The organism is Exiguobacterium sp. SH5S4, assembly GCF_004337045.1.
Taxonomy (GTDB): Bacteria; Bacillota; Bacilli; order Exiguobacteriales; family Exiguobacteriaceae; genus Exiguobacterium; species Exiguobacterium aurantiacum_A.
In genome coordinates, this window is record NZ_SJUQ01000017.1 from 1 (window position 1) to 21,798 (window position 21,798).

The 21,798-nt window shown below is 52.4% G+C and carries 27 protein-coding genes, 2 tRNA genes and 3 rRNA genes; 25 read left to right on the top strand and 7 right to left on the bottom strand.

The window, feature by feature from the left end:
- The 5 genes from EVJ32_RS10230 to EVJ32_RS10250 form a co-directional block, all read left to right on the top strand.
- Nucleotides 1-123, top strand: a 23S ribosomal RNA gene (locus EVJ32_RS10230); the annotation flags it as partial.
- 50 nt (nucleotides 124-173) lie between these two features.
- Nucleotides 174-289: ribosomal RNA gene (gene rrf / locus EVJ32_RS10235) — 5S ribosomal RNA — on the top strand.
- A gap of 117 nt (nucleotides 290-406) precedes the next feature.
- Nucleotides 407-522: ribosomal RNA gene (gene rrf / locus EVJ32_RS10240) — 5S ribosomal RNA — on the top strand.
- 106 nt (nucleotides 523-628) lie between these two features.
- The gene (locus EVJ32_RS10245; protein WP_131458168.1) at nucleotides 629-1,501 is read left to right on the top strand and encodes a GNAT family N-acetyltransferase; all 873 of its coding nucleotides are present in this window, start codon (nucleotides 629-631) and stop codon (nucleotides 1,499-1,501) included.
- Nucleotides 1,494-2,432, top strand: a complete 939-nt coding sequence (locus EVJ32_RS10250) for a coiled-coil domain-containing protein (RefSeq protein ID WP_131458170.1) — start codon at nucleotides 1,494-1,496, stop codon at nucleotides 2,430-2,432. Before EVJ32_RS10245 ends, EVJ32_RS10250 begins: the two co-directional genes overlap by 8 nt.
- A gap of 9 nt (nucleotides 2,433-2,441) precedes the next feature.
- On the opposite strand, the gene EVJ32_RS10255 is transcribed toward EVJ32_RS10250, so the two are convergent.
- Nucleotides 2,442-2,819 (bottom strand): HIT family protein, encoded by a 378-nt coding sequence (locus EVJ32_RS10255; protein WP_131458172.1) that lies wholly within the window; start codon nucleotides 2,817-2,819, stop codon nucleotides 2,442-2,444.
- A 51-nt stretch (nucleotides 2,820-2,870) separates the two neighbouring features.
- Between EVJ32_RS10255 and EVJ32_RS10260 the strand changes: the two genes are divergently transcribed.
- Nucleotides 2,871-3,515 carry a uridine kinase family protein gene (locus tag EVJ32_RS10260; RefSeq protein WP_131458174.1) on the top strand — a complete coding sequence of 215 codons (645 nt, stop codon included), beginning with the start codon at nucleotides 2,871-2,873 and terminating at the stop codon, nucleotides 3,513-3,515.
- Here EVJ32_RS10260 and EVJ32_RS10265 read toward each other — a convergent pair.
- A complete protein-coding gene (locus EVJ32_RS10265; RefSeq protein WP_016509933.1) occupies nucleotides 3,510-4,292 on the bottom strand; it encodes a sporulation protein in 783 nt (260 codons plus the stop codon). The two genes, EVJ32_RS10260 and EVJ32_RS10265, sit on opposite strands and share 6 nt — an antisense overlap.
- 141 nt (nucleotides 4,293-4,433) lie before the next feature.
- Between EVJ32_RS10265 and EVJ32_RS10270 the strand changes: the two genes are divergently transcribed.
- From EVJ32_RS10270 to EVJ32_RS16495, 9 genes are all read left to right on the top strand, one after another.
- Nucleotides 4,434-4,510, top strand: a tRNA-Met gene (locus EVJ32_RS10270).
- A 25-nt stretch (nucleotides 4,511-4,535) separates the two neighbouring features.
- Nucleotides 4,536-4,612 (top strand) — tRNA-Met (locus EVJ32_RS10275).
- A gap of 105 nt (nucleotides 4,613-4,717) precedes the next feature.
- Nucleotides 4,718-5,167, top strand: coding sequence for a tRNA (adenosine(37)-N6)-threonylcarbamoyltransferase complex ATPase subunit type 1 TsaE (gene tsaE, locus EVJ32_RS10280; protein WP_070328987.1), 450 nt, complete (start codon nucleotides 4,718-4,720; stop codon nucleotides 5,165-5,167).
- The gene (gene tsaB, locus EVJ32_RS10285) at nucleotides 5,164-5,820 is read left to right on the top strand and encodes a tRNA (adenosine(37)-N6)-threonylcarbamoyltransferase complex dimerization subunit type 1 TsaB (RefSeq protein ID WP_131458176.1); all 657 of its coding nucleotides are present in this window, start codon (nucleotides 5,164-5,166) and stop codon (nucleotides 5,818-5,820) included. Before tsaE ends, tsaB begins: the two co-directional genes overlap by 4 nt.
- Nucleotides 5,813-6,274 carry a ribosomal protein S18-alanine N-acetyltransferase gene (gene rimI, locus EVJ32_RS10290; protein WP_070328989.1) on the top strand — a complete coding sequence of 154 codons (462 nt, stop codon included), beginning with the start codon at nucleotides 5,813-5,815 and terminating at the stop codon, nucleotides 6,272-6,274. Before tsaB ends, rimI begins: the two co-directional genes overlap by 8 nt.
- On the top strand, nucleotides 6,271-7,293 hold the full coding sequence (gene tsaD, locus EVJ32_RS10295; RefSeq protein WP_070328990.1) for a tRNA (adenosine(37)-N6)-threonylcarbamoyltransferase complex transferase subunit TsaD: 1,023 nt from the start codon (nucleotides 6,271-6,273) through the stop codon (nucleotides 7,291-7,293). Before rimI ends, tsaD begins: the two co-directional genes overlap by 4 nt.
- Nucleotides 7,294-7,306: 13 nt before the next feature.
- The gene (locus EVJ32_RS10300) at nucleotides 7,307-7,873 is read left to right on the top strand and encodes a hypothetical protein (RefSeq protein WP_131458178.1); all 567 of its coding nucleotides are present in this window, start codon (nucleotides 7,307-7,309) and stop codon (nucleotides 7,871-7,873) included.
- A 572-nt stretch (nucleotides 7,874-8,445) separates the two neighbouring features.
- Nucleotides 8,446-8,952: a hypothetical protein gene (locus tag EVJ32_RS10305; protein WP_131458180.1), complete on the top strand. Its 507-nt coding sequence runs from the start codon at nucleotides 8,446-8,448 to the stop codon at nucleotides 8,950-8,952.
- Nucleotides 8,953-9,063: 111 nt separating this feature from the next.
- Complete coding sequence (locus EVJ32_RS16495; RefSeq protein WP_370276258.1) at nucleotides 9,064-9,420, top strand: DUF2599 domain-containing protein; 357 nt, start codon at nucleotides 9,064-9,066, stop codon at nucleotides 9,418-9,420.
- Nucleotides 9,421-9,800: 380 nt separating this feature from the next.
- Here the strand turns inward: EVJ32_RS16495 and EVJ32_RS10315 are convergent, their stop codons facing one another.
- Nucleotides 9,801-10,208 carry a hypothetical protein gene (locus EVJ32_RS10315; protein ID WP_233589699.1) on the bottom strand — a complete coding sequence of 136 codons (408 nt, stop codon included), beginning with the start codon at nucleotides 10,206-10,208 and terminating at the stop codon, nucleotides 9,801-9,803.
- On the bottom strand, nucleotides 10,205-12,106 hold the full coding sequence (locus tag EVJ32_RS10320; RefSeq protein ID WP_131458182.1) for an ABC-F family ATP-binding cassette domain-containing protein: 1,902 nt from the start codon (nucleotides 12,104-12,106) through the stop codon (nucleotides 10,205-10,207). The genes EVJ32_RS10315 and EVJ32_RS10320 overlap by 4 nt, the downstream gene beginning before the upstream one ends.
- Before the next feature lie 149 nt (nucleotides 12,107-12,255).
- Between EVJ32_RS10320 and EVJ32_RS10325 the strand changes: the two genes are divergently transcribed.
- The 5 genes from EVJ32_RS10325 to EVJ32_RS10345 all read left to right on the top strand — a co-directional run bounded on the left by EVJ32_RS10325 (nucleotide 12,256) and on the right by EVJ32_RS10345 (nucleotide 16,021).
- Nucleotides 12,256-12,912, top strand: a complete 657-nt coding sequence (locus EVJ32_RS10325) for a redox-sensing transcriptional repressor Rex (protein WP_131458184.1) — start codon at nucleotides 12,256-12,258, stop codon at nucleotides 12,910-12,912.
- On the top strand, nucleotides 12,912-13,130 hold the full coding sequence (locus tag EVJ32_RS10330) for a twin-arginine translocase TatA/TatE family subunit (RefSeq protein WP_016509907.1): 219 nt from the start codon (nucleotides 12,912-12,914) through the stop codon (nucleotides 13,128-13,130). Before EVJ32_RS10325 ends, EVJ32_RS10330 begins: the two co-directional genes overlap by 1 nt.
- A gap of 3 nt (nucleotides 13,131-13,133) precedes the next feature.
- Nucleotides 13,134-13,922: a twin-arginine translocase subunit TatC gene (gene tatC, locus EVJ32_RS10335; RefSeq protein WP_131458186.1), complete on the top strand. Its 789-nt coding sequence runs from the start codon at nucleotides 13,134-13,136 to the stop codon at nucleotides 13,920-13,922.
- Between the two features lie 266 nt (nucleotides 13,923-14,188).
- Complete coding sequence (locus tag EVJ32_RS10340) at nucleotides 14,189-14,482, top strand: hypothetical protein (protein ID WP_131458188.1); 294 nt, start codon at nucleotides 14,189-14,191, stop codon at nucleotides 14,480-14,482.
- A 192-nt stretch (nucleotides 14,483-14,674) separates the two neighbouring features.
- Nucleotides 14,675-16,021, top strand: coding sequence for an FAD-dependent oxidoreductase (locus EVJ32_RS10345; RefSeq protein ID WP_131458190.1), 1,347 nt, complete (start codon nucleotides 14,675-14,677; stop codon nucleotides 16,019-16,021).
- A 41-nt stretch (nucleotides 16,022-16,062) separates the two neighbouring features.
- Here the strand turns inward: EVJ32_RS10345 and EVJ32_RS10350 are convergent, their stop codons facing one another.
- Both EVJ32_RS10350 and EVJ32_RS10355 read right to left on the bottom strand, forming a co-directional pair.
- Nucleotides 16,063-16,245, bottom strand: a complete 183-nt coding sequence (locus tag EVJ32_RS10350; protein ID WP_035386443.1) for a PspC domain-containing protein — start codon at nucleotides 16,243-16,245, stop codon at nucleotides 16,063-16,065.
- A gap of 84 nt (nucleotides 16,246-16,329) precedes the next feature.
- Nucleotides 16,330-17,265, bottom strand: a complete 936-nt coding sequence (locus EVJ32_RS10355; protein WP_131458192.1) for an ABC transporter substrate-binding protein — start codon at nucleotides 17,263-17,265, stop codon at nucleotides 16,330-16,332.
- Nucleotides 17,266-17,390: 125 nt separating this feature from the next.
- Here EVJ32_RS10355 and EVJ32_RS10360 point away from each other — a divergent pair, with 125 nt between their 5' ends.
- From EVJ32_RS10360 to EVJ32_RS10380, 5 genes are all read left to right on the top strand, one after another.
- The gene (locus EVJ32_RS10360) at nucleotides 17,391-18,371 is read left to right on the top strand and encodes a FecCD family ABC transporter permease (protein ID WP_131458194.1); all 981 of its coding nucleotides are present in this window, start codon (nucleotides 17,391-17,393) and stop codon (nucleotides 18,369-18,371) included.
- Nucleotides 18,368-19,414 carry a FecCD family ABC transporter permease gene (locus EVJ32_RS10365; protein ID WP_131458196.1) on the top strand — a complete coding sequence of 349 codons (1,047 nt, stop codon included), beginning with the start codon at nucleotides 18,368-18,370 and terminating at the stop codon, nucleotides 19,412-19,414. The genes EVJ32_RS10360 and EVJ32_RS10365 overlap by 4 nt, the downstream gene beginning before the upstream one ends.
- Entirely contained in the window at nucleotides 19,411-20,214 is an 804-nt protein-coding gene (locus tag EVJ32_RS10370) for an ABC transporter ATP-binding protein (protein ID WP_131458198.1), read from the top strand. Before EVJ32_RS10365 ends, EVJ32_RS10370 begins: the two co-directional genes overlap by 4 nt.
- 97 nt (nucleotides 20,215-20,311) lie before the next feature.
- Complete coding sequence (locus tag EVJ32_RS10375; protein WP_131458200.1) at nucleotides 20,312-20,785, top strand: hypothetical protein; 474 nt, start codon at nucleotides 20,312-20,314, stop codon at nucleotides 20,783-20,785.
- Between the two features lie 14 nt (nucleotides 20,786-20,799).
- The gene (locus EVJ32_RS10380) at nucleotides 20,800-21,384 is read left to right on the top strand and encodes an NADPH-dependent F420 reductase (protein WP_236639505.1); all 585 of its coding nucleotides are present in this window, start codon (nucleotides 20,800-20,802) and stop codon (nucleotides 21,382-21,384) included.
- A 38-nt stretch (nucleotides 21,385-21,422) separates the two neighbouring features.
- Here the strand turns inward: EVJ32_RS10380 and EVJ32_RS10385 are convergent, their stop codons facing one another.
- The gene (locus EVJ32_RS10385; protein ID WP_131458205.1) at nucleotides 21,423-21,758 is read right to left on the bottom strand and encodes a TM2 domain-containing protein; all 336 of its coding nucleotides are present in this window, start codon (nucleotides 21,756-21,758) and stop codon (nucleotides 21,423-21,425) included.
- Between the last annotated feature and the right edge of the window lie 40 nt (nucleotides 21,759-21,798).

Consider the following 21,798-nt stretch of genomic DNA (forward strand, 5'->3'; position numbering starts at 1 on the left):
GATGAGATTTCCCTTTGAGCAATCAAGAAAGACCCCTCAGAGACGATGAGGTAGATAGGTCATGGGTGGAAGCACGGCGACGTGTGGAGCTGAATGATACTAATCGGTCGAGGCTTTGATCTAGAAACGGTTTGAACTTGATGAGTCTTCAGTTTTCAGGGAACAATCCCTTGTCTGGTGGCGATAGCGAAGCGGCCACACCCGTTCCCATGCCGAACACGGAAGTTAAGCGCTTCAGCGCCGAAAGTAGTTGGGGGTCTCCCCCTGTGAGGATAGGACGTTGCCAGGCCATATGAAGGACGACCAAGCACACGCTTGGTCGTTCTTTTGTTTCATGTATAATAAAACAAACTATTTTTAGAAAAAGCGTTGACTTTTTAATTAAACAGCGGTATTATAATACTTGTCTGGTGGCGATAGCGAAGCGGTCACACCCGTTCCCATGCCGAACACGGAAGTTAAGCGCTTCAGCGCCGAAAGTAGTTGGGGGTCTCCCCCTGTGAGGATAGGACGTTGCCGGGCCATATGAAGGACGATCAAGCACATGCTTGGTCGTCCTTTTTTGTCGTTCATTTGAAACTTTTAAAGTTTTCCTTTCGTATGAAGTAATGAAAGTGGGGGTAACTTTATGCAGATTCGCTATGCAACAGCCGAAGATAGCAAGATATTAACTGAGGTTTCACGAGCCAGTTTCAAACAAGAGGCAGACCGCCTGCGGTTACCTTATCGTGATTTAAACGTTGAGCCACCTGGCTATGATGATGAGGCGATGAGTCTCTATTTGATTGAACAGTTGCCATGTTATGTGATTGAGCTCGATGGACAAGTGGTCGGGGGAATCGTCCTCACCTTGACGGGACAGGATTACGGGCGGATTGACCGTATTTTTGTGCATCCGGAAAGACAGGGCCAAGGGCTTGGTAGGAGTGCCTTACACGCCATAGAACAGCTTCATCCGAAGGTGCGCATCTGGGAGCTCGAGACTTCAGCAGCACAACCTCACAATGTGGCATTTTACAGAGCCGCAGGTTTCAAAGCCGTCTTCGAATCAGATGAGGAAGTCTGTTTCGTTAAACGAGTGAAACTCGAAACGAATAACACAATTCCATTACGTTATGAAGAACGCTCAATCAATGGGGCTCAAGCTTACGGGATCGATGCGAGTCAAGTCGCAATCACGAATAGTAACGTCTCAGAACTTCGGGCGAGCAACTGCAACTTCGCACAAAGTCAATTTCGTAATATCAATTTCCGTGAGTCAGAATTTGATGACTTGAATCTATCTGGGTCACAATATCGCTTTGTAACCATGTATGAGTCGGGTCTTCCTACCATTTTCTTTCATACGGAGCTGACGAACGCGATATTTCAAAGCTGTCGACTCGATGGGATTGAAATCAAAAGTTCGTCAATCGACGGACTGACGATTGACGGTGTAAACGTGAAAAAGCTGCTAGAGCAACATAGGAAATTTACTGGAGGAATGGAAAAGGATGAATGATATCTATAAAAAACAACTCGACTTGCAACAAAGCCTCGCTGAGCGAGACCGATTAGCTCGTAAACTGAAGACTCTCGATAAACAAATTGCCGAACATGAGACTGTTCGAAAACAGTTGCTCAATACATTCACGAAAGAACAGCGTGATGTCTATGACTTAGAGACATTCTCGCTCGTCAATGCGTGGCGTAAGCTGCGTGGAACGTTTAGCGAGCAGCGCACGATTGAACTCGAAGAGGCGGCCCGGGCAGAATTCAAGCTGCGAGAACACGAGGCGATGATTGATGAGTTAGTGCTTGAGCGTCGTGATTTGTATGAAACCTTTAAGGCATATAACGGAATCGATGTAAAATGGGAAGCGTTTATAAAAGAAAAAGAAGGTCACCTGAAGCAGGATCGTGACGTAAGAGAAGCGTTATACCGTCTCACGAATCAACAGGTAGAGACGACCGAAGCGATCATTGAATATAAAGAAGCCATTGCAGCTGGAAAGGATGCGCGAGCTGCCATTTCAAAGACGCTCAAACATCTCGATAGTGCGAAGAGTTGGTCGACATATGACACGTTCTTCGGAGGAGGCTTGATTGCGACAGCGATGAAACATGACGCGATCGATGCTTCTGAACGGAAGATGCATGAACTCCAATCCGCACTTGAGCGTTTCGCGCGTGAATTGGCTGATGTGAAAGGAGTCGTCAGCGGCTTGCACATCGAACGTGGATCACTCATTCAGTTCGCTGATTACTTCCTCGATGATATCTTTTCTGAATGGACGATGCACGGACGAATCAATGATTCACTCGACAAGGTAAACGGACTCGATCGCGAGATCGCCAAACTGATTGAGAAAATGACGCGAGATGTCGAGCGTATGGAACGACAACTCGAAGACATGGAAGAGAAACGGAAACAGCTCATCATCACACGATGAGCTGTTTGATCATTTCGGCCGCTTCAGCCAGTGACGTAACCCTTTGCCGGCATGTGGTCTGTCTGCGTAGCGCGGGATGATGTGCAAGTGGGCATGTGGAACTGTCTGATTGGACGCTGTACCGACGTTCCAGCCAAGCGTATAGCCGTCAGGACCGTACGTCTCCTCGAGGAAAGACTTGGCGTCATGAAGCAAGGTGTATGTATCGCTCCATTCCGTCGGTGTTAACTCAAACGTTGTCGCCCGATGCTGTTTCGGGACGATGACACCAGAACCGACAAGGACGTCTTGTTCGCGGTCATGCATCAGAAAGTAGCACGAATCGTTCTCAGCGATGATGCGTTGGGACGGGTCGAGATGTGGACGACAAAATGGACAGTTCGACATTGGATTGGTACACTTCCTTTCTGTGTATAGTGTATCAAAGGGGGATTTATTATGGAGCGATTCATTGATCAAATCATCGATCAAATTGATCTGAACGAACGGACGCTCATCGGGATTTCGAGTCACGGGGGTGCCGGGAAGACGACGTTCGCCAAACAGTTACAAGCACGTCTAGGTGAGGTCAACTACATTAACACCGACCCGTATATCACGGACTCGACGCTTCGGAAAAGTGCGATGATCGACTATACGATCGATGGGAAGGTGCATCACTATAAGATGACGGCCTGTCATCCGGCGGCGCATCACTTGTTGTCGCTCGAGCGGGACGTCCGGATGGTACAGGAAGGGGTCGGGTTTTATACGATGGATGTTCCGTATCTCGAACGGACGTGGATCGATCCCGAGAAGCAGGTCACCATCGTCGAGGGAATGAGCGTCGCCTTTCTCGATCTAAAGTATATGGATATATCGGTCTACCTATATACAGATGGGGATACGGAGTTCGCCCGACGCGCTGCCCGTGACATAACGGAGCGAGGGATGGAGATGGAATACTTGAAAGCATCGCATGAAGAACGGCGTCTGCAATACGAGCTGTTCATGCATCCGTATCGCGACAACTTTCAAACGATCGTCTCGATCAGTGGTGACAGGTGGACGATTGAGAAAAGTCCATACAAAAACCGCTCATGAAGAGCGGTGGCTGCGTAGCGTATCTTGGATCCCGAGTCCGAGGCGGTCTTGTTCGTGCTCGAGTTGTTCCCAGGTGAGGGATCGGTGCCGGAGTTCGACGTCGGTCGCCATCGAGTCGAGCGTGCGCTGTCGTTCGATATTGTCGAGCCAGTAATAGACGTCGACCCCATTTTCATCCATGCGCCAGAATGATTTCACGACCTCGAACTCATCGGCCCAGTCGCCGACGGGCTTGAACCCATACTTCTCGACGAACGGATAAGGTCGTTCTTCACCGAGCGGGTCGATGACGTTGCGGACGAACATGAGCTCGAGTCCGGCATGCTCGGTCGCCTCGAGCAATCGTTTCAACTCAGGGAGTGGTTCGATCTCGATGTTTTCGACGACGTCGAACCATACGCGTTTACCATCGGTGTCCCAAACGGTCGCTTCGACACTGTAAGGGGCGCCCGATGTCGATGGGGCATACATCGTCAAGTCGAACGTGAACGGGATGTGTTCTTCTGCCCCGGGCTCAAGCACGGCCGTGAGGCGAATCGGGACTTCCTGAATGTCGGCCTCTCGGTTGAATTCGTTACCTTCAAGCGTGATGTCTTTGAACGTCGTCAGGAAGTTGAGCGTCAGTTCATGCAGACGGATCACTTTTGACGTCGGGTTCAAGACGCGAAGCGTCCCGTGAACGGTTTGCTTCGGCACGAACGGGATCGTATGGAAATAAACGGACGCATCTAACTCGGAAAAGAACCATTTTTTAAAGCGGTTGCCCCATTTCGACATGTCGGTCGCGCTCCTTTTCTGTTAATAAAGTTACACTCCTTTAAGTGTTCCCGATTCTAATTTCCAAAAAACATTAAGAAAAAGGTTGCATTTTATAACCGTCTCGCTTATTATAGAGGATGTCGAAACAATTCAAATCGTCGCGGGGTGGAGCAGTCTGGTAGCTCGTTGGGCTCATAACCCAAAGGTCGTTGGTTCAAATCCAGCCCCCGCAACCAATTTTTATTTAATTTCATATGTCGTCGCGGGGTGGAGCAGTCTGGTAGCTCGTTGGGCTCATAACCCAAAGGTCGTTGGTTCAAATCCAGCCCCCGCAACCAATTTTTAAATGAGATAGCGAAACGATGACGTTTCGTGTTTTTTTTTGCCTAAAATTGAGTGTACAATGAGTACGTATCGCTAGAATCGACTAAAGGAGAAACATCATGTATACATTGATTACCCATTCCGCGCCAGAGACGCAGGCCGTAGCGGAAAAGCTCGCCGCGCTCGTCAAAGCGGGAACGGTCATAACGCTTAACGGGGACCTCGGTGCCGGCAAGACGACGTTCACCCAAGGGTTCGCCAAAGGACTCGGCGTGACGCGTAACGTCAACAGCCCGACGTTCACCATCATGAAACAATACCAAGGGCGCTTGCCGCTCTACCATATGGACGTCTATCGTCTCGAGGACACCGGGGACGATATCGGTCTTGAAGAATACATCAATGGTGACGGCGTCGCCATCGTCGAATGGTCGAACTTGATCGAGTCGTCGCTACCGACCGAGCGCCTCGCGATCACGATCGAACGGACAGGCGACGAGGAACGTTCAATCACGTTCATACCGACTGGTGAAGCGTATGACACGCTCGTCAAGGAGGTGCTCGCATGAAGCAACTGATGATCGACACGGCGACGACACGTCTGTCCGTCGCCCTCAGTGAGAACGGAAGCATCCAGGCAGAAGCGACGGTCATGGTCTCGAAAAACCACGCCGTCACGCTCATGCCGATGATCGAACAGCTCATGGCGGCCGTCAAATGGACACCGACCGAGCTCGAACGCATCATCGTCACGACGGGACCTGGGTCTTACACCGGCATCCGCATCGGCGTGACGACGGCAAAGACACTCGCTTATACATTGAAACTCCCGCTCGTCGGCGTATCGGCGCTCCGTCTCATGGCGGCGGCCCCGAACACCGAACTTCCGGTCGTGTCACTCATTGACGCACGGCGCGGCAACGCCTATATCGGGCACTATCAACAAAACGCACAAGTCACGCCGGACCGTCACGCCTCGGTCGCCGATTGGCTACAAGCGAACATGACGGGACCGTTCGTCGTCGTTGGTGACGTCGAGCCGTTCCGTGACGTGCTTGCAGCATATGACTATACAGAAGCGCCGGCCGCCCACAGTTATGGTCGGGCCGGTGATCTCGTCGCTTTAGGTGAAGCGACGGCGGACGTGCACGCGTTCGAACCGGAATACCTTCGTCTCGCTGAGGCCGAGGCAAAATGGCTCGAGGGACAAAATAATGGCTGACATCAAAATCCGTCGGATGAACTGGCTCGATGTCGAAGAAGTCACGAAAGTTGAAGAGGCATCATTCGCCACCCCGTGGACGAAAGAAGCGTTCATGAACGAGATGCTCAAGAACGAGCAGGCGATTTATTTCGTCGCCGTCCATGAGCGCCGCATCATCGGGTTCATCGGCGTCTGGCAAATCGTCGACGAAGGGCATATCACGAACATCGCCGTCTTACCGGAATACCGGGGCCAAGGCGTCGGCAATATGCTCCTCACGCAGCTCGTCGAGTTCGCTCGTTCGAAGTCACTCGCCGCGCTCACGCTCGAGGTGCGCGTCTCAAACATCGGCGCCCAAAAATTATATGAACAGTTCGGCTTCGAGAACGCAGGTCGCCGGAAACGATACTATCAAGACAATAATGAAGACGCCTATATTTACTGGGCGAAGTTAGGAAGTGAATCACTATGAACACATCGCTCATTCTCGCGATCGAGTCAAGCTGTGATGAGACGTCAGTCGCCCTCATTCGTGACGGCAAGACGCTCTTATCGAACGTCGTCTCGTCGCAGATTGAAAGTCATAAACGGTTCGGCGGTGTCGTACCCGAGGTCGCCTCGCGTCACCACGTCGAGCGGATCACGTACGTCATCGATGACGCGCTTAGCGAAGCCGGTGTGACGATGGATGACGTCGACGCGGTCGCGGTCACGCAAGGACCAGGACTCGTCGGTGCCCTTCTCGTCGGGATCAGCGCGGCCAAAGCGCTCGCGTTCGCCCACAGTAAACCGCTCATCGGTGTCCATCACATCGCCGGACACATCTATGCGAATGAACTCGTCGAAGAGATGCAGTTCCCGCTCGTCTGTCTCGTCGTCTCAGGTGGCCACACCGAGCTTGTCTACATGCCGGAGCACGGTGTGTTCGAAGTCATCGGTGAGACACGTGACGATGCGGCTGGTGAGGCGTACGACAAAGTCGCCCGCACGCTCAGTCTCCCATATCCAGGTGGCCCGGCCATCGACCAGTTGGCAGCTAGCGGGGAAGACACGTATAAGTTCCCACGCGTCCGGCTCGAGGCCGGCAGTTTTGACTTCAGCTTCAGCGGACTCAAGTCGTCCGTCATCAACGCCGTCCATAACGCCGAACAACGCGGTGAGACGGTCGTACCAGAAAACTTGGCGGCGAGCTTCCAAGCGAGCGTCGTCGAGGTGCTAGTGGAGAAAGCGATCCGGGCCGTGAAAGAAAAAGGCGCGAAGCAACTGCTCGTCGCCGGTGGGGTCGCGGCGAACCGTGGGCTCCGGGCCGCCCTCAAGGAAGCGACGGAACGGGAAGGCATCCGTCTCGTCATCCCGCCGCTCAATCTGTGCGGGGACAACGCCGGCATGATCGGTGTGGCGGCGCATCACGCGTATGTGCGCGGCAAGCGCGATACACTGGCGATGAATGCGGTTCCTGGGTTATCCTTAGAAGAGAGCATGACAGTCTAGGGGGAACAGAGAGATGACGAAACGTATCATCATTGGAGGGCTCATCGTATTGCTCGTCGTTGCGACGTTTTTGCAAGTACGTGAGATCATCCGCGCTTATAATATCGCTTATGTAGAAGAAATCGTCCCAGAAGAGACGCGGGTCCGTTCGCTGACGGGCGCTGATACGCTCGAAGGCATCACCCGTGTGACCGGTGAGAACACACTCATCGAGACACTGTATGGTTATAAGAATCTAGAAGACCAAGACATCAAGAGCGTCATCGTCGTCGACCGTAACCTCGGCGTGCAGCCGAAAGCGAGCGACGCCTATTACGAGCTCTTCCCGGGCCGTGAGGCGACCGAGGAAGAAGCGGTCAAGTTCGATGCGCTCGTCAAAGAGTTCGACGAACAACAACTGTTCGCGCAAGTCATCTCGGCCCATGAGGCCCGTTATGTGACGAACCGCGAAGAGACGCTGACGTTTTATAAAGTGTTCGTCCGCGACGTCGATACGAACGAGTACGTGTTCTTTATCACGGAAGACGGCATCAAGCTCGACTTCCACACGCGCGGGTTCCAACCGTTGCGCTACTTCTAAAAAAGGCTCACAGAAACGGATATTGTCCGTCTCTGTGAGCCTTTTTCATTTGTCTTCGATGAAGAACGTGACGACGAGAAAAGAACTGCAACTACGGTAGACTTTATAGAAAATGCGCCAAGTGAGTATCGATAGTCAGCCGGCCAATAATATGTGCGCATGGATGGGACGCAATTCATAATCCATCAAGCGGATATTTTTAGTCTACTCCATTGATTTCACCTACTTTCTGTTGTTCGTTTACATAGTCTATCTGACAGTCGGATGAACCGGGCTCGTCACTTTATGGTGATCTTTTTAATAGTGGACTCTGGATGAAATTATAATCACAAAAATGGGAAATGGTTACTTTGAGGGCCATAAGCCTAGTATATTTTTCATGACCTAAGAAAATTGTTGTACTATTGTCCTTTTTGTTTTGATAAAAAAGACATCTAGAAAATTGATTAGCAATCTTGAATACTATTAGAGTGGTGGGAAAGACATGGGCAGAATAGAGAAAACAGATGATTGAACTGCCGATATTTGTCTTTTCCCAAAATATAAAGCTTATATAGTAGGGGGACACAACGTTGAGTAAAGGTTTTATAATGAAAGCATGTATGAGTAGTTTGGCTTTATTTACAATACTGGGGACAGCACATCCAGCTTACGCATCTACAGGGGGGAGCGAATCGAAATTGCGTCCAGACGCAGAAGTAGATTCGATTGAAGAGGATCGTTTAGTAAACGATACGGATCAGCTTAATGAAATTGAAGTATTTTTCACTAATCCATCAGTTACGATGACGAAAGAAAGTGATGAGTTTAGTATTATACATGAAGACTCAAATTTAGAATTCGATAAAACAGAAGAAGGGAAAGTGATTTTCAGAAACAAAGAAGAACAGTATTCTATTGAAAATGTGGCTTTAGTAGGAGGTGTCCAAATCCTCTACAACATTGAATCAACTGAGTCGCCAAAAGAATATGTCTTAGATTTAGACATTACTGAAGGTAGTCGAATTATTCACGAAGATGGAGAGTACAAAATTGTGAATGAAAAAGGTGAGGTAGAGGTCTTCATTGGCTCCCCTTAGGCGAAAGACAGTAATGGAAACGAAGTCGAAACATATTATGAGATTAAAGACCAACAGTTGATCCAACATATTGATTATGAAGGAACGGATTATCCTTTAGTCGCTGATCCATTGTTCTGCTCGGATACAATCGATAATACAGCGTCGAAGTATACGGACTCTAATACTTTTTCTGTATATCCACGGACATGTGCACGAACGTATATTACAGCTAGCTATACTTTGGGTGGCGCATTATTAGGCGTTTTTGGGTCAACTGCCATCGGAAAACAGATGTGGTCTGAAGTTGTAGCAGACGCTTCGTATCAAGCGACAAGTACGGCAAACCGCCCGAAGCTCAAAGATCAATTTATCTGTCATGCAGTTAACCCGACTACGATTTGGAAATCATCTTGGAATCTAGATACGAATCGACCGGATGTTTCATTGTTGGATACGTATAAAGCACTTTGTAATCCAGACTATTAAAGGCGAGGTAAACTATGAACATTCAATACTTTGAACCAGATTCGTTATTTTTCATTGTAATCGCGTTGCTAATCCTCTATCCAATCCTTCTTTTAGTAGGGGTGACTACGAGTAAAACAAATCTTATTGGAAAGATTATTTACGGTATTTCAGCATTCTTTTATGCTTACGTGATTTGGTATAGCTACAGCCTAGGCATTTACTTAGACGAGATGTCTGATCCGGCACAAGATGAAGTCATCTTTGGTAGTATAGGATATTTCCATTTAATTTTGTTGGCATTCCCCTACATCTTTTTAACGATGGGTTTTACGTTCAAACAGCATACTCGATCATAATAAAAGAGCGCCTTCCGCTATACGCGGATTGGCGCTCTTTCGTCAGTTTTTCGGTTGTCGATAATTATTTCGATACCACATATTCACCCGGCTCACGACGTAGACGATAAACGCGAGCACCCACATGAACAGCGTCTCTCGATAAAAGTGGCCCCAGACCGAGCCAGGCGCATAAAAGCTATGCACCGTGACATCGATCGGCCAAATGACAAGCCGGATGAACAGCGTGCTCATAAGGAGACCGCTGAACAGGCTGATGATGATACCGGACCATGTTTGGATGATAAACCCGACGACAATCGGCAGGAAGTAAAATAAAATGATTGGGACGTTCGTCGCCTCGCCACGGATGAGTTCCGAGATATACTCGGTCCCGCTCGGCACGATGTAGACGAATCCGGTCAGGAACGCATGCATCCAATCGATCCGCATGGCACGGGAACGCATCATGAATGGAGTTCCTCCCATTCTGCGAACAGTTCCGTGATCGACTCTTTCGTCGCGTCGGACTCGGTCGACAGTTCTTGGGCGCGAGCGAAGTCGTTGAACACGTCCGGTTCGCACAACAGCTGCTCGATTTCTTCTAGCCTCGCTTCGTGGCGCTCGATCGTCAGCTCGATCTCTTCGACCCGCTGCTTCAACCGGCGCTCTTCGCGCTGCTGTTCTTTGTCGGCGCGCTGCTTCTTGACGACGACTTGTTTCGTCTCCTCGCGGGCGAGCCGGGCGAGGTCCTCGAGCTCTTCTTTCTTCTCGACGTAGTACGAGTAGTCGCCGAGGTACTCATCGATGCCGTTCGGCGTGATCTCTAAGACACGCGTCGCGAGCCGGTCGATGAAGTAACGGTCGTGGGAGACGAACAAGATCGTCCCGGGATAGTCGACGAGCGCGTTCTCGAGGATCATCTTCGAGTCGAGGTCCAAGTGGTTCGTCGGCTCATCCAAGACGAGCAAGTTCGGTTGCTCGAGCTTGAGCTTGGCGAGCGTCAGCCGGGCCCGTTCGCCGCCGGATAGTTCTTGGACGCGTTTCATGACGTCGTCCCCGCTGAACAAGAACTGGCCGAGCAGACTGCGGACTTCTTGCTCGCGCATGAGCGGCCAGTCGTTCCAAATCTCATCGATGACGCGGTTCGTGTCCGACAAGTTCTGTTGTTCCTGGTCGTAGTAGCCGATCTCGACGCCGGTACCGTAGCGGATGTCACCGGTGAGGGGTGGTTGTTGTTTCGTCAACACTTTGAGGAGCGTCGATTTGCCGACCCCGTTCGGGCCGACGAGGGCGACCGACTCGCCGCGCTGCAGTTGGAAACGTAAGTGTTGTGCGATCGGTTCCTCGTAGCCGATGGCGAGGTCGCTGCCGCTCAACACATCGTTCCCGCTTTGACGTTTGATCGAGAACGACAACACCGCGCTCCGTTCGTCACCGTCCGGCACGTCCATACGGTCGATCTTCTCGAGCCGCTTGCGGACGCTTTGGGCGCGTTTCGTCGTCGTTGCCCGGGCGATGTTCCGTTGGATGAAGTCTTGCATCTTGGCGATCTCTTCTTGTTGCGACTCGAACTGCTTCTTCTCTTGCTCGTAAAGCGCGGCCTTCTGCTCGAGGAACTTTGTATAGTTCCCGACGAAGCGGCGGCTGCGGTTGCGTGACAGCTCGTAGACGACCGAGACGACGCGGTCGAGGAAGTAACGGTCGTGGGAGACGATGAGGACGGCACCTTTATAGCCGCTCAAATATTTCTCGAGCCAGCTGAGCGTCTCGATGTCTAAATGGTTCGTCGGCTCATCCAAGATGAGCAGGTCCGGGCTTTGCAGGAGCATCTTCGCTAAGGCAAGACGTGTCCGCTGTCCGCCTGAGAGCGTGTCGATCCGACGTTCGAAGTCGTCCGGGTAAAACCGCATCCCGTGCAAGATCGAGCGGATCGTCGCTTCATACTGATAGCCGCCGCGGTCTTTGAACGTGTGCTGCTCCTCGTCATACGCCGCGAGCAGACGCTCGTAGGCGGCCGGGTCGTTCAAGATCCGCTCCGAGCCCATGTCTTGCTCCATCTGGCGGAGCGTCTTCTCTTGTTCGATCAAATCGGTGAAGACGGTGAGCATCTCGTTCCACATCGTCTCGTTCGATTCTAACCCCGAGTCTTGGGCGAGATAGCCGATCGTCACGTCTTTTGGCTTCATGATGTCGCCCGAGTCATAATTGTACTCGCCGGCGATGACTTTTAACAGCGTCGACTTGCCGGCGCCGTTGCGGCCTACGAGGGCGACGCGTTCGCCTTCTTGGATTTCTAGTTTGACATTCTCTAAAATCGGCTCGACGCCGAACGATTTGGATAAGTTGTTGACTTGCAGTAGGATCAAGTGAAAAAACCCCTTTCTCTCTGTTTAGTATACTTTATTTCTTCCCCTTTTCAGGTATATTCATTGAGTGCTTATGTGAATTCGTTTACAATCAAGGTGTATGAAATCAGATTCGTTTGAAACGCGTCGTAAAAAGGAGGCTCTTTCCGTTGAGTCAAAACGAACCAAAGATTCCGCAAGCGACAGCCAAACGGTTGCCACTATACTATCGGTTTATCCAAAGCCTACATTCGTCAGGGAAACAGCGTGTGTCTTCTGCTGAACTGAGCGAGGCGGTCAAGGTCGATTCGGCAACGATTCGCCGTGACTTCTCATACTTCGGTGCGCTCGGTAAAAAGGGATATGGCTATAACGTACAGTATCTGTTAGACTTTTTCCGTAAGACGCTGAATCAAGACGAGATCACGAACGTCGCCTTGGTCGGGGTCGGTCATCTCGGGACAGCGTTCGTCAACTATAACTTCCTTAAAAACAATAACACACATATCGTCGTCGGGTTCGACGCAGACGAGACAAAAGTCGGCACGACGATGTCAGGTGTCCCGATTCATCACGTCGATGAGATGGAACAAATCATGAAGCAAAACAAAATCGATGTCGCCATCCTCACGGTCCCGTCCGCTTACGCGCAGCCGGTTGCCGATGACTTGGTCCGCTATGGCGTTCGAGGGATCTTGAACTTCACGCCGGCGCGATTGACTGTACCGGACACGGTCCGCGTCCATCATATCGACTTGTCGATCGAACTCCAGTCGCTCATTTACTTTATGCAACACTATCCATCCGCTGAGGGGGTCCATCAATAATGGAATTTCTACAATCATCACTCGTCGTCGGTATCCCAGGTGGCGTCAGTATTTTCGTCATCGCCATCATCGCGCTCATCCTCTTCGGGCCGAAGAAATTGCCAGAGTTCGGCCGGGCAGCGGGGCAGACGCTCCGTGAGTTCAAAAATGCCACGAACGGTATGATGAAAGAGCACGACGAGACCGACAAGAAAGAAATTGAGAAGAAAGAGCAGTAAGCCATGAGCCATCAACCTGATCAAGAACGGGCACTGTCCGATCACTTGACAGAGCTGCGGAGACGACTGATGCTGTCGGCATTTGTCGTCTTTGCCTTCTTTCTGATCGCTTTGCCGAGTGTCAAATACGTGCTCGCCTATCTGCAGGCGGACCTCGTCGAACGAGGGCTCGAGCTGAACGCCTTTGGGGTCGCGGACCCGCTCATGATTTACTTGAACTTGGCGCTCGTCATCGGGCTCGTCGCGTCTGGTCCATTTCTACTGTATCAACTGTGGGCGTTCGTCGCACCTGGTCTGCATCCGAATGAACGAAAATGGACGCTCGCCTATATCCCGGTCATCTTTATCTTGTTCCTCATCGGTCTCGCATTCGCCTACTATTGGTTGTTCCCGCTCGTCCTCGATATCTCGACGGACCTCGGGCAAGACCTCGGTCTGACGCAAATCATCGGGGCGACGAACTATTTCACGTTCCTGTTGCAACTGACAATCCCGTTCGGACTGTTGTTCCAGTTGCCGGTCGTGACGATGTTCTTGACGCGCATCGGTGTCGTGACGCCGTACTTCCTCTCAAAAATTCGGAAGTACGCCTACTTCGCCTTGTTCGTCATCGCGGCATTCATCACGCCGCCGGATTTGACGTCGCACCTCATGGTGTCGCTGCCGCTCTTCTTCCTATATGAGATCAGCTTATCGATCTCACGCATGACGTACCGCGGTGTGCTCCGACGTGAGAAAGAGGCGATGGTGAAAGAACAGATGGATTTGATGAAGCAAATGAATGAGAAGTGAACACTACGTCATGAGACGTGGTGTTTTTTTAATGCGAGTGCGCTAAACTGGAAGTATCTTGAAAAGGGGCTTGGCCATCGTGTTGATCGGACTGTTTCTCCTTGTCGGTTGGCACGTATCACGGTTGGCATAACGGTGCTTTTTGGTCGCAAACTGTCGTACTGAAACTACATGTTCAAAGTGATATTGGTCGTAAACGCTTTTTCTGCAACAAGGAAGTACATGCTCATATGAAACCAATCAAACACACGTCAGGGGGAGAAACGATGACTTGGGAGTACTACGGGGATGAGCTCATCATCATCGGTGTGTTGACGACAATTCTGTTGATTGCCGTGCTGAACTTTTGGAAGTCGCCATTCAAGCGGAGACTTGCCTTCTCGTTGACGCTGCTCGTCGTGGGATACGTGTCGTGTATCATCGGACTCGTCTTCGTCCGCGGGTGGGACGCCCTGGGCTGGATCTTGTACGGCTTTATATTGTATGTGATGGGTCTCGTCACATATATCGGTGTCGTCATCTACCACTGGATGAAAGCGAGACGCACGTCCAATTCATGATCAAAACCGTTCCTGCCGAGGAACGGTTTTTTGTCGTCACAACCGGCGTTCAAACTTTAGACATAATTACGTGAAAAACTGAGCAAAGGGATTGTCAAACCTTCTTGTGAAATAGTACACTAAGTTCAGAAAGCGAATGTGATATTTGTCACAAACACTAACTTGCCTACAACTCAAAGGAGAGACTACCATATGAAAATCGCAGTCATCGGATGTACACACGCAGGAACAGCAGCAGTCAAAGGCTTACTCGCCAAGCACGAGAATCTCGACATCACCGTGTATGAGCGGAACGACAACGTCAGTTTCCTCTCGTGTGGGATCGCCCTCCACGTCGGCGGCGTCGTCAAACGCGCTGAAGAATTGTTCTACTCATCACCGACCGAGCTCGAAGAACTCGGCGCGACGATGCGCATGAAGCATGACGTGTTGAACATCGATGCGGAAGCGAAGACGGTCCACGCCAAAAACCTCGAGACGGGTGAAGACGTATATGACACGTTCGACCGTTTGATCGTGACGACAGGATCTTGGCCGATCGTCCCGACGCTGCCTGGCATCGAGATGACTGGGATCGAACTTTGCAAAAACTATGGCCACGCTCAGCGCATCATCGAGCGGGCGAAGGGTGCGACAAATATCGCCGTCATCGGTGCCGGCTATATCGGCGTCGAGCTCGTCGAGGCGTTCGAAGTGTACGGCAAGCACGTCACGTTCATCGACAGTGCTGACCGCATCTTGAACAAGTACCTCGACAAGTCGTTCACGGACCAACTTGAAGCCGACATGACGTCACGCGGCATCGATCTCGAGCTCAGCCAAACGGTCGAAGCGTTCCGCGGGACAGACGGCAACGTCACGCACGTCGTGACCGACAAAGGTGAGTTCGAGGCCGACCTCGTCATTCTATGTGTCGGTTTCCGTCCGAACACGGGACTGCTCGCAGGACAAGTCGATATGCTCGGTAACGGTGCCATCATCGTCGACGAATATATGCGCACGAGCAACCCGGACGTCTTCGCAGCCGGTGACAGCTGTGCCGTCTACTACAACCCGGCGCGCACACACGCCTACATCCCGCTCGCGACGAACGCCGTCCGCATGGGTACGCTCGTCGCCGAGAACCTCGTCACGCCGCGTGTCCGTTACCAAGGTACGCAAGGAACGTCGGGTCTTCGTCTCTATGACTGGAACATCGCCTCGTCAGGCCTCACGGAAGAAGCGGCCGGATTGTTCGGCCTCGACGTCGAGAGTGTCGTGATCGAGGACGCGTACCGCCCTGAGTTCATGCCGACGGCGGAGCCGGTCCAGTTCAAACTTGTCTATGAAGTCGGCACACACCGTGTCGTCGGGGGACAAGTGCTCTCGAAAGCGGATATGACGCAAGCGGTCAACACGTTGTCGCTCGCGATCCAAAACGAGATGACGGTCGAAGAGCTCGCTTACGTCGACTTCTTCTTCCAACCGCACTACAACAAGCCGTGGCACTTCATCAACAGTGGGGCGCTCGCGGCGATGAAAGACAAAGTCAACGCATAACGCAAAAGATTCGAAAGCAGCCGCTTTCGAATCTTTTTTTTTCATAGGTAACGTGGCGCGTCCTGCATCGAGTTGGCGAGGATGATGTAGACGAGGATGTTTCCGGGCATGATAAGAAAGAGTAACCGAACGCCGAGCGAGGACATGCCGAAGTACTCGGCGATGCCGCCGCAGACACCGGCGAGAGAACGGTCGGTCGCGGATTTTCGAAGTGCACGTTGCATCAAGTAGACTCCCATCTCGAATTTGATATGTAAATTTTACCATATGTGTATTGAAAAAAGCGCGCCGATTTGGCGCGCTTGTGCTTATTTCAAGATGGTGACGAGTTCGTCGAGCACTTCGTTGGCTGACAAGACGCCGCCTGACGTGTTCCACGTATCGTCGCTCACTTCGGTCACTTTACCGGCCTTGACGGCTTTCAAGTCTTTCCAAAGCTGGTTTGACTGCCATTCTTCGGCCGTTTTCGATCCGTCCGCACCGCCATATGTGAAGTAGACGATATGGTCGCCGTCCATTTCCGGGATGCGTTCCATCGTGACTTCTTCAGCGAATTCCGTGCGGTCTTGTGACGCCGGGCGTTTGACGCCGACGTCGCCTAAGATGACGCCTGAGAAGCTGTCCGTGAAGTAGATGCGTGACGCGCCAGGAAGGAAACGTACGACCGACAATTCTTTGTTCACGGCGTCGCCGAGCTCAGTTTTCGTGTCTTCGACGTGTTGGTCGTAGTCAGCTAACACGTCTTTTCCTTTGTCTTCGAGATTGAGGGCGTTCGCGTAAAGCGCGAAGTTCTCTTGCCAGTCGCCTTTGAGCGTCTCTGACATGACCGTCGGTGCGATCGCGTTCAGCTTGTCATAGATGTTCTCTTGGCGAAGTTTCGTACCGATGATGAGGTCTGGCTCGAGTTTCGCGATCGCCTCGAGGTTGACCTCGCTCTCTGTCCCGACTTCTGTCACATCTGTCATCTCAGACTCGATGTGCGGGTACCACGGGTCACCGTTCCATGATTTGACGGCACCGACTTGTTTGACACCGAGGGCGATCAACGCCTCGGTCCCTTCGTTCGTCAAGACGACGACGCGTTTCGGTTCTGTTGGGACTTCAGCGGTGCCCATGGCGTGCTCGACCGTGCGTGTCGCTGCTTCTTCTGATTCGTTCGAGTTGGTCGCCTCTTCCGACCCGCCGCAAGCAGCGAGGACAACGGTCAGACAGAGCGTAAGTAACGCTAATCCAAGTTTTTTCATATGAATAAAGTCTCCTTTGTATAGTAAGTTTTCCTTCCCGACTATAAGTGATAATGATTATCACTGTCAACCCCTTTTTCTAACAGCGAGATTTTGCTATGGTAGGGGAGGAAAGAAGTGAGGAAATGATGAAACCGTGGATCAAACTATTTGCCTTGATCATTGCATTACCAATCTTGAGTTATATCAGTTTACGGGTCGGCGTCATCCCGGTCGGTCACGAAGACGTGCTCGGCTTAGGCGGTGACGTATCTTCAAAGGCGATGATCGCCTTAGAGGACAACCGGATTCCGCGGACCGCCGTCGCTCTCGTCGTCGGGAGTGTCCTCGGCTTGGCCGGACTCTTGTTTCAACTTGTGACGCGCAACCCGCTCGCGTCACCCGATATTTTGGCCGTCAACGCCGGGGCGAGTCTTGCCATAGTGCTCGTGACGTTGTTCGGGTTCAGCAGCATCGCCTCGTTCACGACGGCCGCACTCATTGGCGCTTTCATCGCCGGTGTCATCGTCTATCTCCTCAGCGCGAACGGTGGCAACGTCATGTATATGACGCTCGCCGGCGCATCGCTCGCGGCGCTGTTCAGCTCGTTCACCCAATCGATTATCGCGTATGAGGAAGGGGCGCTCGACGAAGTGCTATTTTGGCTGACCGGGTCGGTCGCGGGACGATCGCTGACGCTCGTGACGACGCTCTTGCCATGGATGATTGGCGCGACCGTGCTCGTCATCTTCATCAGTAAAGAACTTGAGACGTTGTCGCTCGGTGATCAAGTCGCCCGTTCGCTCGGTCAAAACGTCGGGGTTGTGAAGTTCGTCGCCGTGACGCTCGCCGTCATCTTGTCGGCGTTCGGTGTCGCGCTGGCCGGTCCGATCGCTTTTGTCGGATTGCTCGCCCCGCACCTCGCTAGGTACATGTTCGGTACGGCGTTTTTCGCGAGGTTGCTCGGGAGCGCCCTGCTCGGAAGTGTACTGTTGCTCGCGGCCGATATTTTCGGACGTATCATTTTATTCCCCCGCGAAGTCACGGTCGGTGTCGTGCTCGCCGTCATCGGTGGAGCTTTCTTCATCTATCTCGTCAGTGCTAGACAAGGAGTCTTTAAGTCATGAAATCATACAGTTTTCGAAAAGGACCGTTCTCGTTCACGCTCAGGAGGCGTGAAGTCGTCTTGGCGGTTGCTTTACTTATCGGTCTCATCATTGCCATTTATTTAGGTCTCGCCATCGGAGAAACGTTTTTGACGCCGTGGTCACTCGGGGCACTCTTCGCTGGATCGGGTGACGCGTTCGCGGAGCTCATCGTCTACGAGTTCCGGATGCCGCGCGTGCTCATGGCGATCACCGCCGGGGCCTGTCTCGCCGTCAGCGGGCATTTGTTACAGTTGACCATCAAGAACGAACTCGCCTCACCCGAGATTTTCGGGATCGTCGGTGGGGCCGGGGTGGCGACGGCGACGTTCTTTACCGTCTTCACCGACGAGCGGACGAATCAGTTGTCCGTCCCGCTCGCCTATATCCCGTTCGCCTCGTTTGCCGGGGCACTCGTGGTCGGGGCGTTTCTGTTTTATTTATTGAAGCGCGGCGTCCCGCCGGTCCGACTCGCACTCATCGGGATCGGGATCAGCATCTTCTCGCAAGGGCTCGTCCAGTTCATGATGCTCGCCTCGAACGTTTATCGGAAGAACGATATTCAACAATGGTTGACCGGTACGGTGTACGCAGCGACGTGGAAGCAACTGACGATCATGGTCCCGCTCGCGATCCTGTTTTTACTTGCCGCTTTCTTGATTGAACGGCACGTCCGGCCGCTCCACATCAGTGAGGCGGTTGCGACGAGCATCGGGGTGCCGGTGCGCGGGATCCAACGGGGGACGCTCTTGTTGTCGTGTTTACTCGCCGGCATCGGTGTCGCCTTCGTCGGCGCCATCGGCTTCGTCGGACTGATGGCACCGCACATCGCCCGTCAAGGATTGAAACTGCCTTATGTTTGGGCGACGCTCCTCGTCGGGGCGACGATCGTCGTGTTGGCGGACGCGATCGGGCGGACGATCTTTTATCCGTATGAGCTCCGGACCGGTGTGATGACAGCCGTCATCGGTGCGCCGTACTTCTTCTATTTACTTCGCCGTATGATGAAAGGAAGCATGAGATGAATACATTTGATTTACAGCAAGTCGCCATCGGCTATGAACAGAAGACGGTGCTCGACGATTTGACGTTCTCGATCCCACACGGAAAGATCACCGTGCTCATCGGCGCGAACGGGTGCGGGAAGTCGACGCTTTTATCGACGCTCGCCAGGCAGCGCAACGCTTTAGCAGGCACGGTCTCGTTCCGCGATAAGCCGCTCGACGCTTACCGGGCGAAGGAAGCGGCCCGGCTCATGGCGTTCATGCCGCAAGTGAACGTCGCTCCGGACGGCCTGACCCTCGAACAGCTCGTCCGCTTCGGCCGTTACCCGTACCAGACGTTCTTCAAGCGCTATTCGGAAGACGATGAGCGCGCCGTCGAGCGGGCGCTCGCCTTCACAGACACGGTCTCGCTTCGAGACACGCTCGTCAGCAACTTGTCGGGTGGGCAGAAGCAGCGCGTCTGGATCGCCCTCGCCTTGGCCCAAGAGTCGGAGACGATCCTTCTCGATGAGCCGACGACATATCTCGACATGTCGCACCAAATCGAGATCCTCGACTTAATGTACCGGTTGAACCGGTTGGAAGGCAAGACGATCATCATGGTGCTCCACGACTTGCATCTCGCTTGTCGTTACGCTGATCACGTCATCGCACTCGCGGGCGGCAACGTCTACCGTCAAGGCGATCCGAACGACGTCGTCGATGAGACGTTCATGAACGACGTCTTCGGCTTAAAAGTCGTCGTCACGAAAGACCCGCTGTACGGGACGCCGCTCTGTATCCCGTACTCGCATTATGAATTGAATGAGAAACATCCTTGAATGCCTAGTCTTCGGACTAGGTTTTTTTTCGTCTGAACCCGGGGAAGAACTAAAGGAAAGCTGATGTGTCCCTGTATGTGTAAAAGGAGGAGCCAACATGAGTAAGAAGGAAAAACAGCCGTACCATATCGTTACGTTCACGTTTCCAGAAGAGTCGATTTCGTATCAGGCGTTCAGCAAGTTGAAAAAATATCACGCCGACGGGCTTATCGGGTTCGAACAACTCGTCGTCATCAAGCGTGAGGACAACGGGGCGTTTTCATTTGAGGACGCGGTGCAGCTGAAACCGGTGACGAAGTCGACGAAAGGCGCGTTGATCGGGATGGCGGTTGGGATTCTCGGGGGTCCGTTCGGGATTCTGTTCGGGACGCTCACCGGCGGACTGATCGGTGGGACGAAAGATTTGAAGCACGTCCAAAGCATTCAAGAGACGTTCAAACGGACCGTCGGCAACATCGAGCCCGGGCAGACCGGTGTGATGGGGATCGGGGAAGAGTTTGACCATTCGGTGCTCGATGGGCTCGCGAGCGAACTCGGTGGGACGATTACGCGGACGGACGAAGAATTATAAGGGGGACTCGATACATGAAGATCGGGATATTAGGAGCCGGCAAGGTCGGGCGTACGCTCGGCCGCAAGTTCGAGGACGTCGGCTATGACGTGTTATACGGGACTCGGACGGAACGAGAGGGAACGATGTCGCTCCAAGAAGTGGCGTCAAACAGTGACGTTCTGTTACTGACGACACCGTTCGCGGCGGCGATCGATTTGATTCAGTCACTCCGGGATTTGGACGATAAGATTGTTATCGACGTGACGAACCCGATCGCGAAAGAGTTTGACGCGATTGAGCGGCCGGAAGGGAAGTCGGGGGCCGAACATCTGCAGGACTTGGCCCCGCACGTCCGTATCGTCAAGGCGTTCAATCAGACCGGGGTCGAGACCTTGGAGAATCCGAACAAGTCGATGATGTTCATCGCCGGGGACGATCAGGAGGCGGTTCGGGCCGTTCAAGGCTTGGCCTCGAAGATCGGCTTCGACGCGCATACGCTCCACCACTTGAAGCTTGCCCGTGAACTCGAGTCGCTCGCCTGGTTATGGATTCATTACGCGACGAAAGAGCGGCAACATCGCAATTTCGCGTTCTACTTAAAAGAGAATAGTTTCTAACCAAAAGACGGCCGCGCGCTTGCGTGGCCGTCTGATCGTTAAAAGGCTACTTGTTGCTCGGTGCGAGTTTTCAACGAAGCGATCGTTTCACTTTCGATTGCCTCGACTTCACGTTGCTGCCAACCAGGCATGAGGAACGCGTCGACGAGTGCCCAAATGCCTGTGATGATAGCACCGAAACCAATCGTCAAAACGACCATCAAGAGCATGGCAATGCCTGTTCCTGTTTTCTTGAAATAGAAGCGGTGAGCGCCTAAAGCGCCGAGGAAGAGCCAAAGCAAATACGCAACGACGAGATTGCGTTTCTTTTTCTCGACTTCGCTGTTGACGAGGAGCATTTCCTCAGTCGTTAAATCGGTACGTGAATAATTCATGGTGTGGTGTGCCTTCTTTCCAAAAATTGATATAATAAAT

Excerpts from the sequence above, each read along its gene's own strand:
- EVJ32_RS10245 (WP_131458168.1), top strand. The coding sequence starts at position 629 with ATGCAGATTCGCTATGCAACAGCCGAAGATAGCAAGATATTAACTGAG.
- EVJ32_RS10250 (WP_131458170.1), top strand. The coding sequence starts at position 1,494 with ATGAATGATATCTATAAAAAACAACTCGACTTGCAACAAAGCCTCGCT.
- EVJ32_RS10255 (WP_131458172.1), bottom strand. The coding sequence starts at position 2,819 with ATGTCGAACTGTCCATTTTGTCGTCCACATCTCGACCCGTCCCAACGC.
- EVJ32_RS10260 (WP_131458174.1), top strand. The coding sequence starts at position 2,871 with ATGGAGCGATTCATTGATCAAATCATCGATCAAATTGATCTGAACGAA.
- EVJ32_RS10265 (WP_016509933.1), bottom strand. The coding sequence starts at position 4,292 with ATGTCGAAATGGGGCAACCGCTTTAAAAAATGGTTCTTTTCCGAGTTA.
- tsaE (WP_070328987.1), top strand. The coding sequence starts at position 4,718 with ATGTATACATTGATTACCCATTCCGCGCCAGAGACGCAGGCCGTAGCG.
- tsaB (WP_131458176.1), top strand. The coding sequence starts at position 5,164 with ATGAAGCAACTGATGATCGACACGGCGACGACACGTCTGTCCGTCGCC.
- rimI (WP_070328989.1), top strand. The coding sequence starts at position 5,813 with ATGGCTGACATCAAAATCCGTCGGATGAACTGGCTCGATGTCGAAGAA.
- tsaD (WP_070328990.1), top strand. The coding sequence starts at position 6,271 with ATGAACACATCGCTCATTCTCGCGATCGAGTCAAGCTGTGATGAGACG.
- EVJ32_RS10300 (WP_131458178.1), top strand. The coding sequence starts at position 7,307 with ATGACGAAACGTATCATCATTGGAGGGCTCATCGTATTGCTCGTCGTT.
- EVJ32_RS10315 (WP_233589699.1), bottom strand. The coding sequence starts at position 10,208 with ATGATGCGTTCCCGTGCCATGCGGATCGATTGGATGCATGCGTTCCTG.
- EVJ32_RS10330 (WP_016509907.1), top strand. The coding sequence starts at position 12,912 with ATGGAATTTCTACAATCATCACTCGTCGTCGGTATCCCAGGTGGCGTC.
- tatC (WP_131458186.1), top strand. The coding sequence starts at position 13,134 with ATGAGCCATCAACCTGATCAAGAACGGGCACTGTCCGATCACTTGACA.
- EVJ32_RS10340 (WP_131458188.1), top strand. The coding sequence starts at position 14,189 with ATGACTTGGGAGTACTACGGGGATGAGCTCATCATCATCGGTGTGTTG.
- EVJ32_RS10345 (WP_131458190.1), top strand. The coding sequence starts at position 14,675 with ATGAAAATCGCAGTCATCGGATGTACACACGCAGGAACAGCAGCAGTC.
- EVJ32_RS10350 (WP_035386443.1), bottom strand. The coding sequence starts at position 16,245 with ATGCAACGTGCACTTCGAAAATCCGCGACCGACCGTTCTCTCGCCGGT.
- EVJ32_RS10355 (WP_131458192.1), bottom strand. The coding sequence starts at position 17,265 with ATGAAAAAACTTGGATTAGCGTTACTTACGCTCTGTCTGACCGTTGTC.
- EVJ32_RS10360 (WP_131458194.1), top strand. The coding sequence starts at position 17,391 with ATGATGAAACCGTGGATCAAACTATTTGCCTTGATCATTGCATTACCA.
- EVJ32_RS10365 (WP_131458196.1), top strand. The coding sequence starts at position 18,368 with ATGAAATCATACAGTTTTCGAAAAGGACCGTTCTCGTTCACGCTCAGG.
- EVJ32_RS10370 (WP_131458198.1), top strand. The coding sequence starts at position 19,411 with ATGAATACATTTGATTTACAGCAAGTCGCCATCGGCTATGAACAGAAG.
- EVJ32_RS10375 (WP_131458200.1), top strand. The coding sequence starts at position 20,312 with ATGAGTAAGAAGGAAAAACAGCCGTACCATATCGTTACGTTCACGTTT.
- EVJ32_RS10380 (WP_236639505.1), top strand. The coding sequence starts at position 20,800 with ATGAAGATCGGGATATTAGGAGCCGGCAAGGTCGGGCGTACGCTCGGC.
- EVJ32_RS10385 (WP_131458205.1), bottom strand. The coding sequence starts at position 21,758 with ATGAATTATTCACGTACCGATTTAACGACTGAGGAAATGCTCCTCGTC.